This window comes from Burkholderia sp. LMG 13014, assembly GCF_905232215.1.
Lineage (GTDB): Bacteria > Pseudomonadota > Gammaproteobacteria > Burkholderiales > Burkholderiaceae > Burkholderia.
Window position 1 is genome coordinate 1 of the sequence record NZ_CAJNKE010000230.1, and the last position, 9,071, is coordinate 9,071.

A 9,071-nucleotide genomic window follows, 5' to 3' on the forward strand; every position below is an offset into this window, starting at 1 on the left:
GGCGCGCGGCGTCGTGGCGTACTGCCGCTCGTAGATCGACTGGCAATGCGTGCAGCGTTCGGCGGCCGGGCGTGCCAGCAGGCGCTCGTAGCCAACCGAGCCGTCGCAGTCGATGCATTCGCCGTAGCTGCCGTCGCGCATCCGCTGCTGGGCGCGGCCGATCGCGCGCAGTTCGGTCAGCTTCATGCCGATCAACGCATGATCGACGTCGACGAACAGATCCGCATTCGCCTCGTCGCCCTCGTCCGGCGCCGCGCCGGCAAGGTCTGCATAGGATTCCGACGCGCGCTGGTCTTCGCTCGTGCGGATCTCCGCACGCAACGTCTGCTCGCTCTCGTTCAGCCGCCGTTTCAGCGTCTGCCGTTGTTGTTCGTCGAGCGGCATGGCAGTCTCTCCTGTTCCGGGTTCCGCGCGGAGCATTGCGGCGCGCGGTGTCGCGCCGGTGCGCGGCGGGCAGGCGTCTCCGCCTGCCACCGTGTCCGGATGTGCGCCCGGAGACAAGAACTGCCGGACGCATTCGACGCAGGATAAACCCATTGAACACGCGTGTGTTGACCGGAATCAGCGTGCACTGCAGCGCTCGCCATGGGTTTGCTGAAACTGGGGACGGACGCGAAATCACGACACGAGCGCACCGTGAAGCAACGCGTCCGATGGCGAGCGCAGGCTCGAACGCCGCGCCCGCCGCCGGCATGCTGCTGCTTCGGCGGACTGCGCGCTCAGCGCACGTCCTCGCCGAGCCACTGCTTGCTGATCGCGCCGTACTCGCCATCCTTGAGCATCGTATCGAGCGCGGCGTTGATCGCATCCAGCAGTTTCGGGCTGTCCTTGCGCACCGCGATCCCCATCTTCTCCGGATAAAGCAGCGGCCCGGCCGGCTTCGCATCGACGTGCTTGTCGCGTATCGTCAGGATGCCCGCGATGCGGTCGGTCACGAATCCTTCGATACGGCGGTTCTGCATGTCGATCAGGATGTCGGGCAGCCCCTTGTAGGTCTTCACCTGCACATCGGGCCGATTCTTGCGCAGCCACGCCTCATACGTCTCGCCAAGCGTGACACCGACCACCTTGCCCTTCAGTTGCCCGATGTCCTGCACGGCGCTGCCCTTCGGCACGAAGAGTTGCGCGCCCGAACGATAGTACGACCGCGTGAAATCCACGGCCTTCAACCGTTCGTCGGTAATGGCCAGGCTGCCGATCACGGCGTCGTACTTGCCGGCCAGCAACCCGCCGACGATGCCGTCCCAGGCGGTCATGACCGGGACCGGCTTCGCGCCAAGCCGGCTCGCGACGCGGTTGCCGATATCGACGTCGAAGCCGGTCAGCTTGCCCGACTCGTCGATAAAGCTGAAGGGCGGATACTTGCCGGTCAGTGCGAACGTCAGGTTGCCCGTGTGCCGGACCCTGTCGAGATCGTCGGCGTGGGCCGCAACGCTGGCGGCACCGATGAGCGCCGCGCAGGCCACCATCGTCAATCGTTGCATCAAAGTCATTTCCAGTCTCCAGAATGTCGATTTGATCGTGAGTCGAACGCGGCGACGCGTTCGACGTGGCATCGCGCGGCCACTAGCGGTGCGCGACCTCGAACAGCGCGGCGGCGCCCTGCCCGCCGCCGATGCACATCGTGACGACGACACGGCGTACGCCCCGTCGCGCCCCTTCAAGCAACGCATGGCCGACCATCCGCACGCCCGTCATCCCATAGGGATGACCGAGCGCAATGCTGCCGCCGTTGACGTTGACGGTTTCGTACGACAGCCCGAGCGCATCGACGCAATGCACGACCTGCGACGCGAACGCTTCGTTGAGTTCCCACAGGTCGATATCGGCAGGAGACAAACCCGTGCGCGCGAGCAGCTTGTGGACGGCCGGCACGGGGCCCACGCCCATCTCGTCGGGCCGGCAGCCGGCTACCGCGCACGCGATCATGCGCCCGAGCGGCGGTGCGTCCAGCGTCCGCAACATCGCACCGGATACGACCGCACAGGCGGCCGAACCGTCCGCGAGCGCACAGGCGTTGCCGGCCGTCACGGTGCCCCCGTCACGCACGGCATCGAGCGCGGCCAGCGCGTCGACCGACGTACCGGGGCGCCTGCACTCGTCTTCGCTCACCTGTAGCCTCCGCGGCACGCTGTCGCCGCTTGCCTTGTCCCGCTCGAGCTTGCGCACGTCGACCGCGACGATTTCGTCGCGCAGCCAGCCCGCTTGCGCCGCATGCGCAGCGCGATGCTGGCTGAGCGCCGCGTAGTCGTCCTGTGCGCGACGTGACACGCGATATCGACTCGCGACCACATCCGCCGTCTCGACCATCGGCATATAGGCGTCGACGTGTCGGGCCAGCAACTGTTCGTCCTGCTGACGGTACCGATTCATGTGCGCGTTCTGGACGAGGCTGATCGATTCGACGCCCCCCGCCAGAATCGCGTCGGCCTCGCCACCGGCGATTCGCGCCGACGCCAGCGCAACCGACATCAGTCCCGACGCGCATTGCCGGTCGACCGTCATGCCCGGCACGCTGACGGGCAGATCCGCCGCCAGCGCCGCCAGCCGGCCGACGTTGTAATACTGCGTGCCTTCCGGCAATGCGCAGCCGAGCATCACGTCGTCGATCCGTTCCGGATCGAGGCCGCTGCGCGCCACCGCGGCGCGTAACGACAGGGCGGCAAGGGTCGGCGACGTCGTATCGTTGAACGCGCCGCGAAACGCACGCCCGATCGGCGTGCGTGCATATCCGACGATCCATGCGTCGCGATCGGTGTACGTCATGCGGCCTCCCGGGCAACGGTGAAGTCGGCATCGGTCAGGTTCCGGAGGTCCGCCACGCTCATCGCTCCCAGTCGCTCGACCAGCGTCAGCCCGTCCGCGTCGCACCGGAATACCGCGTGTTCGGTGATGACCATCGCGACACGGCGTCGGGCCGTGAGCGGCAACGTACATTGCTCGACGATCTTCGGCCGGCCGTTCTTGTCGGTGTGCGGCATCGTCACGATCACGCGGCGCGCCTTCTGCGCGAGTTCCGCGCCACCGCCGATACCGGCCACGAGGCCGCCCGGCACGAGCCAGTTCGCGAGGTCGCCGTGCGCCGACACCTGCAACGCGCCCAGGAACGTGATGTCGACCAGCCCGCGCCGGATCATGCCGAACGACTCGGCGCTGTCCACGATCGCGCCGCCCGGCACGACCGACACGTAGCCGCCGCCGGCGTCGATCAACTCGCGGTCGAGATCGGCCGCGCACGCGAGCGCACCGACGCCGACGATGCCGTTCTCCGAGTGGATCCAGGCGGCCGGCGGATCGCCGAGATACGACGGAATCAGGGTCGGCAAGCCGATGCCGAGGTTGATCAGTTGCCCACGCGCCACCTCGCGCGCGGCCCGGCGCGCGATCACGTGGCGCGGGTCAGCGCTGGATGGGCTGGTATTCATCGCTGTCTCCGTCGATCTGGATGAGGCCGTGCACGTGAATGCCCGGCGTATGGATGTCGTCGGGTGCCATGGGCGTCGCGTCGACGACGCGTGCCTCGACCAGCACCCGATCCGCGGCCATCGCCATCAGCGGCGAAAAGTTGCGCGCCGCGCCGCGATAGCGGAGATTGCCGCCGGGATCGGCCCGGTCGGCGCGGAGCAGCGCGAAATCGGCATGCAGCGCGGATTCGAAATACAGCGTCCGTCCATCGACCGAAATCGTCTCGCGCGTCACGCCGAGTTCCGGCGGCAGTTCGATATCGGTCACCACGCCGGGCAGGCCGACGCCCGCACAGCGAATGCGTTCGGCGAACAACCCCTGCGAAAAGAATTCGACCTGCAGCGCGCCGGCCAGGTAGGCGCGCCGCGCGGGCCCGCTCAAGCCGAGATGCGTGGTCAGCAGCCGACGCACGACACCGGCCTCGATCAGTCGCGACACGCCGTAGTTGTCCTGGTTCGCATCGTTCTTGATGATCGTCAGATCGCGCTTGCCTTGACGTTGCAACTCGGCCAGCAGCGAGAACGGCGTGCCCGGCGACCCGAACCCGCCGACCATGATCGACGCGCCGTCCGGGATCGGTGCGACCGCGTCGGCCAGTTGCATGCGCTTGTCCATGCGTGGGCCCCTCATCGCCCGAGCGTCCGGAATGCCCGGTCGAGCCGCTCGACGATCTCGTCGCATTGCGCGCGCGTGGTGATCAGCGGCGGTGCAATCAGCGTATGGTCGCCGGTTTCTCCCATCAGCGACTTGCGCGGATAGACGATCACGCCCTGTTCACGCGCGGCGCGCGTCACCTGCTCGCCGAACCGGAGCGCCGGGTCGAACGGGGTTTTCGCGTCGCGATCCGACACGTACTCGATCGCCTGCAGAAAGCCGCGTCCGCGCACGTCGCCGATGAAGTCGTGCCGCGTCGCGAGATCGTCGAGCAGGTTGCGCAGGTAGTCGCCTGTCACGGCCGCGTTCTCCACCAGCCCCTCGCGTTCGATCACGTCGATCACGGCCAGCGCCGTCGCGCTCGCGAGCGGATTGCCGGCATAGGTATAGCCGTGCTGGAACCCGCCCGACGCCAGGATCGGGTCGGTCAGCTCGGCCCGGGTCACGATCGCCGACGTCGGGTAGTACCCGGCGCCGAGCCCCTTGGCGACACACAGGATGTCGGCGTCGACGTTCCAGTGCTGAAAGCCGAACCAGCGCCCCGTGCGACCGATGCCCGTCATCACTTCGTCGAGAATCAGCAGGATCCCGTGCCGCGAGCAGATTTCGCGGATACGCTTGAAGTAGGCATCGTGCGGCACTTCGGCGCCCGTGCTGGCGCCGCCGATCGGCTCCGCGACGAAGGCGGCCACCCGTTCGGCACCGACTTCGCGAATCGCCGCGTCGAGTTCGTCCGCACAATCGAGCGCGTGCTGTTCCGCGCTCGTGCCGGGCGGCACGCGATACTGCGTGGGCGAAGCAACCTTCGGATAGAGCTGGATCATCGGCTCGAACGGCCGGGTAAGCGGCGTGTAGCTCGTCATCGCGAGCGCACCCATCGTCGAGCCGTGATAGGAAGGCTGACGCGCAATGAACACGCTGCGCGCCGGCTCGCCGCGGCATACCCAATACTGGCGTGCAAGCTTCAATGCCGATTCGACGGACTCCGAGCCGCCACTGGAGAAGAACACGCGATCGAAACGGCCGCCCGCGAGGCCGACGAGCTTCTCCGCGAGATCCACGGCGGGCTGATTCTCGAACTGTGTGCGGTACGAGAACGCGACCTTGTCGAGCTGCGCGAGCATCGCGTCGCGGATGGCCGGATGGCCGTGTCCCAACTGGGCCACGATCGCGCCGGAACACGCGTCGATGTGACGTTTGCCGTCCGTGTCCCAGGCATAGATGCCTTCGGCGCGCGCGATGGTCGGCAACTGCACGGCAGACTGGTAAAAGAGATGGTCGCTCATTGACGTCCTTTTCGGGTTGCGTAGGGGGATTCGATGTCGCGCGCACTCACCGGATGTCGGCAAGGAACGCCTGGGTCCGTTCGTGCGACGGCCGATGGAAGATCTCGGACGGGCAGCCATCCTCGACGATCCGGCCGTCGGCCATGAAGACGACGCGATCCGCCACACGCTCCGCGAACCGCATCTCGTGCGTGACGACCATCATCGTCATGCCGGCCTTAGCCAGCCGCTCCATGACCGCCAGCACGCCGCCGACCATCTCGGGGTCGAGTGCCGACGTCGGCTCGTCGAACAGCATGGCGTCGGGCTTGAGGACCAGCGCCCGCGCGATCGCGACGCGCTGCTTCTGGCCACCGGACAGATTGCCGGGATAGACATCCTGCTTGTCGAGCACGCCGACCTTGTCGAGCAGTTCCCTCGCTTCGTCGCGTGCCTGCGCGGCCGTCATGCCGAGCAGCTGCATCGGCGCGAGCGTCAGGTTTTCGAGCACGGTCAGGTGCGGGAACAGGTTGAAATGCTGGAACACCATGCCGACCTTCATCCGCATCGTATTCAGGTAACGCTCCTGGGCACGGTGTCCGCGGGCAGGATCGTTGACGAGACTGCCGAGCACCCTCACCTCGCCCCGCGTCGGCGTCTCGAGATGATTCACGCAACGCAGCAGCGTGCTCTTTCCCGATCCGCTCGGCCCGATCAGCACCACCACCTCGCCCTTGCGGACTTCGAGTGATATGCCCTTCAACACGTGGAGCGCGCCATAGGTCTTGTGGATGTCGCGCAGGACGATCTGCGGCTGGGCCCCGTTCATGCGCGACCTCCCTTCAGGATCAGACGCTGTTCGAGCTGGCGCAGCGCCATGCTCGTACCGGTGGTCAGCAATGCATAGATCATGGCGCAGGCGAAATAGAGTTCGAATGGCTTGAAGGTCGCGCCGACCAGTTGCTGCGTGCGCATGAACAGCTCCGCGAGCGTAATGGTCGACACGAGCGACGTGTCCTTGGTGAGAATGATCAGGTTGTTGCCGAGCGGCGGCACGATCAACTTGAGCGCCTGGGGCAGCACGACGAGCCGCATCGTGCGCGCGGCGCCAAAGCCCAGCGACCGCGACGCCTCGATCTGCCCGTGCGGAATGGCGAGGATGCCCGCACGAATCGTCTCCGCGTTGTAGGCGCCGACGTTGAGCGCCAGACCGATCACGCCCGACGTGAACGGCGACAGCTCGATGCCGAACTGCGGCAGCCCGAAATAGATGATGAAGAGCTGCACGAGCAGCGGCGTCGAGCGGATCAGCCAGATGTAGGCGCTCGTGGCATCACGCAGCACACGATGGCGCGACAGGCGGCCGAGCGCGGCGCCAAGGCCGATGACCAGGCCGAATACGGTGGCGAGCAGCGTCAGCTCCACCGTCACGGCGGCCGCTTCGAACAGCATCGGCAGGTACTTGAACACGAGATGGAAATCGAACATGGCATGGCGGACAGCGCGCTGCGCGGTGGCGCAACGGCGCTGAAAGTGTCTCCGTAAGATGAGTGACCGATTTGATTCATCATCTGCCGACAGCTCGAAAGCCAAGACAGCAAAAGGAACCGGCCTGTTGTTTGACTGGATCGCAGTCTCGCTTTGAATTATTTTTCGGTCAATATATGATCTTTTTTAATCAATTGATTGACCGGAGCGAACATGCGGAGCGACTTCAGCCTGCGCGACATCGAAATCTTCCATGCGATCGCCACGGCCGGCTCCACACGGCAAGCGGCCGTTCAGCTCGGCATCACGCAGTCGGCAGTCAGTCATGCCCTCGCGCGGCTGGAGGACAGCCTGCGGATCCGGCTGTTCGCGCGCGAGAACCAGCGCTTGCAGATCTCGCCGGCCGGCCGCTACATGCTCGACGAGGCCGTGCAGTTGCTCGACCGGCTGAATCGCATCGAAGAGGAAATTTCGCTGTTGCAGGACAACGGGGTCGCGTCGCTGCGCATCGGGTGCGCGCCGGGGCTGTGCCACCGCTTCGGGCCCCGGCTCGCGCAGCAGTATGCGCAGGCGCATGGCGGCACGGGTGTCGCGCTCGACGTCGCCGCGAGCGGACGGCTCATCTCGGATGTGGAAGGCGGCCGCCTCGATCTCGCGATCGTGTCCTACGAGATCCACGAACCGGGCCTGATCTTCGTGCCGGTGTTCGGCGCGAAGATGGTCGCGCTGCTGACGCGCAAAAACCGGCTTGCCGCGCGCAAGCTGCTGACCTACGACGATCTTGCCGATCAGCAGTACATCAAGCCGATCCAGTCCGACCATCTGATCTACGACGATTCAAGCGATCGCCGCCGGCTCGGCTACGAATTGCGCGTCAGCATGAGCTCGCTCGGCGAAGTCATTCGGCTCACCGACGGCGTCAGCCTGCTCAATGCGCTGACCGCCGCCGACCTGTGCGCCAACCGCGAGCTGGTTGCGCGTCCGTTCGATTCGAGCCAGTGGTTCAATTTCTACCTCGTTCACCAGCATGCGCTGAAGAACAACCCGGCCGTGCGCGACGTGCTCGATATCGCGCAGGCGTGCGTCAGGGATACCGCCGAGCACTCGGCCTATCCCGACGCGTTCGTGATGCGCTGACGCGCGTTCCCGCCACCGCCGCGCGCCGCAAGGCGGAGCACGGTACGCGCGGCGGGCACATGCAACGGCACGCCGCACTCGCATTCGCTCCCGACGGAAGGCCCGGCCAACGAACCGGCGGCGTTCCGGGGCCAGGCTTCGTCAGAACGCGTTGCGCCCGATGAAGCCGCGCACGACCGTCAACAGGATGATCTTCATGTCGAACCAGAAGCTCCAGTTCTGCATGTAGAACAGATCGAACTTGACGCGCGCTTCCATCGCCTCGACCTTGCGCGTCTCGCCGCGATAGCCGTTCACCTGTGCCCATCCGGTGATGCCGGGCCGCACACGGTAGCGGTACATGTAGCAGTCGATCAGTTGCCGGTAGAAATCGTCGTGTTCGATCGCATGCGGACGCGGGCCGACGACCGACATCTGCCCGAGCAGCACGTTGAAGAACTGCGGCAGTTCGTCGAGCGACGTGCGCCGCAGGAACGCGCCGACGCGCGTGATGCGCGAATCGTTGCGCGACGCCTGCCGCACGACGCCCGGTTGGTCGCGATGCACGCGCATCGTCCGGAACTTCAGGATGTCGAACTCCCGGCCGTCGACGCCCTTGCGGCGCTGCCTGAACAGCACCGGCCCCGGCGACGACAGCTTGACCGCGATCGCCAGCATCGACAGCAGCGGCAGCAATGGAATCAGCACGCCGAATGCGAACAGCCGGTCGAACGCGAACTTCGCCCACAGCTCCGGCGCCGAACGCGGCGTGGTCGCGAGATTGATCGCCGGCATGCCGAGCACGTCGGTCGCCGAGCGATCGACCACCGCCATCTGGCGCACGTCGGGCAGCAGCCGCAGCTCCACGAACTCGTCGCGCAATTCGCGGACGATGCGCTGGATCCGCCACTCGTGCGACATCGGCAGCGTGAGCCATACCTCGTCGATCTCGCCGCCGCGAATCAGGTCGCGCAACGCGTTCCAGTCGTCGATCACCGGCACGCCGCCGATGCCGCCGGAGGCTGCCTGCGCATCGTCATCGAATACGCACACCGCCACGAACGGGCCCTGCGGCGCGAGTTG

General features: G+C 66.3%; 10 protein-coding genes. 1 reads left to right on the forward strand and 9 read right to left on the reverse strand.

The annotated features are described in order from the left end of the window. The 8 genes from JYJ84_RS20960 to JYJ84_RS20995 form a co-directional block, all read right to left on the reverse strand. Positions 1–384: TraR/DksA family transcriptional regulator (locus JYJ84_RS20960; protein ID WP_205189424.1), on the reverse strand; the 384-nt coding region annotated here is incomplete at its 3' end. Between the two features lie 335 nt (positions 385–719). Next, entirely contained in the window at positions 720–1,493 is a 774-nt protein-coding gene (locus JYJ84_RS20965) for an ABC transporter substrate-binding protein (protein ID WP_236027258.1), read from the reverse strand. Between the two features lie 73 nt (positions 1,494–1,566). Next, a complete protein-coding gene (locus tag JYJ84_RS20970) occupies positions 1,567–2,766 on the reverse strand; it encodes an acetyl-CoA C-acyltransferase (RefSeq protein ID WP_174956417.1) in 1,200 nt (399 codons plus the stop codon). Beyond that, a complete protein-coding gene (locus JYJ84_RS20975; protein WP_175222610.1) occupies positions 2,763–3,425 on the reverse strand; it encodes a 3-oxoacid CoA-transferase subunit B in 663 nt (220 codons plus the stop codon). Before JYJ84_RS20975 ends, JYJ84_RS20970 begins: the two co-directional genes overlap by 4 nt. Then, complete coding sequence (locus JYJ84_RS20980) at positions 3,400–4,080, reverse strand: CoA transferase subunit A (RefSeq protein WP_175222609.1); 681 nt, start codon at positions 4,078–4,080, stop codon at positions 3,400–3,402. The genes JYJ84_RS20975 and JYJ84_RS20980 overlap by 26 nt, the downstream gene beginning before the upstream one ends. 11 nt (positions 4,081–4,091) lie before the next feature. Next, entirely contained in the window at positions 4,092–5,405 is a 1,314-nt protein-coding gene (locus tag JYJ84_RS20985) for an aspartate aminotransferase family protein (RefSeq protein ID WP_122946857.1), read from the reverse strand. A gap of 46 nt (positions 5,406–5,451) precedes the next feature. Next, entirely contained in the window at positions 5,452–6,213 is a 762-nt protein-coding gene (locus JYJ84_RS20990; RefSeq protein ID WP_175222608.1) for an amino acid ABC transporter ATP-binding protein, read from the reverse strand. Beyond that, positions 6,210–6,872 carry an amino acid ABC transporter permease gene (locus JYJ84_RS20995; protein WP_043183487.1) on the reverse strand — a complete coding sequence of 221 codons (663 nt, stop codon included), beginning with the start codon at positions 6,870–6,872 and terminating at the stop codon, positions 6,210–6,212. Before JYJ84_RS20995 ends, JYJ84_RS20990 begins: the two co-directional genes overlap by 4 nt. Positions 6,873–7,085: 213 nt before the next feature. Between JYJ84_RS20995 and JYJ84_RS21000 the strand changes: the two genes are divergently transcribed. After that, on the forward strand, positions 7,086–8,009 hold the full coding sequence (locus JYJ84_RS21000; RefSeq protein WP_174956419.1) for a LysR family transcriptional regulator: 924 nt from the start codon (positions 7,086–7,088) through the stop codon (positions 8,007–8,009). 141 nt (positions 8,010–8,150) lie between these two features. On the opposite strand, the gene JYJ84_RS21005 is transcribed toward JYJ84_RS21000, so the two are convergent. Next, positions 8,151–9,071: undecaprenyl-phosphate glucose phosphotransferase (locus JYJ84_RS21005; RefSeq protein WP_205189425.1), on the reverse strand; the 921-nt coding region annotated here is incomplete at its 5' end.